The following is a 1,784-nucleotide window of genomic DNA, read 5'->3' as shown; positions in this document are numbered from 1 at the left end:
CGGCGTGAGCTTGAGGATCGTTGTCACTGTGAAGTACGTGCCCGACGCCACTGGCGACCGGCACTTCGCCGATGACCTGACCGTCGACCGCGACGATGTGGACGGTCTGCTCTCCGAGCTGGACGAGTACGCGGTGGAGCAGGCGCTGCAGATCGCCGAGGGCGCGGACGACGCCGAGGTGACCGTGCTGACGGTCGGCCCGGAGGACGCGAAGGACGCGCTGCGCAAGGCGCTGTCGATGGGGGCGGACAAGGCCGTCCACGTCGAGGACGACGACCTGCACGGCACGGACGCGATCGGTACCTCGCTGGTGCTGGCCAAGGCGGTCGAGAAGGCCGGCTACGACCTGGTGATCTCCGGCATGGCCTCCACCGACGGCACCATGGGCGTCGTGCCCGCGCTGCTCGCCGAGCGCCTGGGCGTCCCGCAGGTCACCCTGCTCTCCGAGGTCACCGTCCAGGACGGCACGGTCGAGGGCCGCCGCGACGGCGACACCGCCTCCGAGCGGCTTCAGGCGCGGCTCCCGGCGGTCGTGTCGGTCACCGACCAGTCCGGCGAGGCCCGCTACCCCTCCTTCAAGGGCATCATGGCGGCGAAGAAGAAGCCGGTGCAGTCCTGGGACCTGTCCGACCTCGGCATCGACGCCGAGGAGGTCGGTCCGGACGGCGCGTACACCAGGGTCGAGGCCGCCAGCGAGCGCCCCGCGCGCACGGCCGGCACCATCGTCAAGGACGAGGGCGAGGGCGGCAGGCAGCTCGCCGAGTTCCTCGCGGGCCAGAAGTTCATCTAGGCCCCTCGCCGACGCGACCGCCCCTCCACTTCCTCATCCCGCAGGAGAGCATTCCCATGGCTGAAGTCCTCGTCTACGTCGACCACGTGGACGGTGCCGTCCGCAAGCCCACCCTGGAGCTGCTGACCCTGGCCCGCCGCCTCGGCGAGCCCGTCGCCGTCGCCCTGGGCGCCGGCGCGGCCGACACCGCCGCCGTGCTCGCCGAGCACGGCGCGGTGAAGGTCCTCACCCACGACGCCGCCGAGTACGCCGACTACCTCGTCGTGCCGAAGGTCGACGCCCTCCAGGCCGCCCACGAGGCCCTCTCGCCCGCCGCGGTGCTGGTGCCGTCCTCCGCCGAGGGCAAGGAGATCGCCGCCCGCCTGGCGCTGCGCATCGGCGCGGGTGTCATCACCGACGCCGTCGACCTCGAGGCCGGCGCCGAGGGCCCGGTGGCGACCCAGTCGGTGTTCGCCGCGTCGTTCACCACCACCTCCCGTGTCGTCAAGGGCACCCCGGTCATCACGGTCAAGCCGAACAGCGCCTCCGTCGAGGCCGCCCCGGCCGCCGGCACCGTGGAGGCCCTGACGGTCACCTTCTCCGCGCAGGCCACCGGTACCAAGGTCACCGCCCGGACCCCGCGCGAGTCCACCGGCCGTCCCGAGCTGACCGAGGCCGCGATCGTGGTCTCCGGCGGCCGCGGCGTCAACGGCGCCGAGAACTTCGCCCTCATCGAGGCCCTCGCCGACTCCCTCGGCGCGGCCGTCGGCGCCTCCCGCGCCGCCGTCGACGCCGGCTGGTACCCGCACACCAACCAGGTCGGCCAGACCGGCAAGTCCGTCTCGCCGCAGCTCTACATCGCCAACGGCATCTCCGGCGCCATCCAGCACCGCGCCGGCATGCAGACCTCGAAGACCATCGTCGCCGTCAACAAGGACGCCGAAGCCCCGATCTTCGAACTCGTCGACTACGGCGTCGTCGGCGACCTCTTCGACGTCGTCCCCCAGCTCACCGA

At 72.4% G+C, this 1,784-nt stretch carries 2 protein-coding genes; both read left to right on the top strand.

The genetic code is table 11. The features are described 5' to 3' along the window. Positions 1-4 precede the first annotated feature (4 nt). Positions 5-790 carry an electron transfer flavoprotein subunit beta/FixA family protein gene (locus ACZ4K2_RS36940; RefSeq protein WP_467481118.1) on the top strand — a complete coding sequence of 262 codons (786 nt, stop codon included), beginning with the start codon at positions 5-7 and terminating at the stop codon, positions 788-790. Positions 791-846: 56 nt separating this feature from the next. Further along, the coding region (locus tag ACZ4K2_RS36935) for an electron transfer flavoprotein subunit alpha/FixB family protein (protein ID WP_467481116.1) at positions 847-1,784 on the top strand (938 nt) is incomplete at its 3' end.

The sequence above is a fragment of the Streptomyces sp. NPDC025833 genome, assembly GCF_055558055.1.
This window is presented reverse-complemented; position numbering and strand designations above follow the sequence as displayed.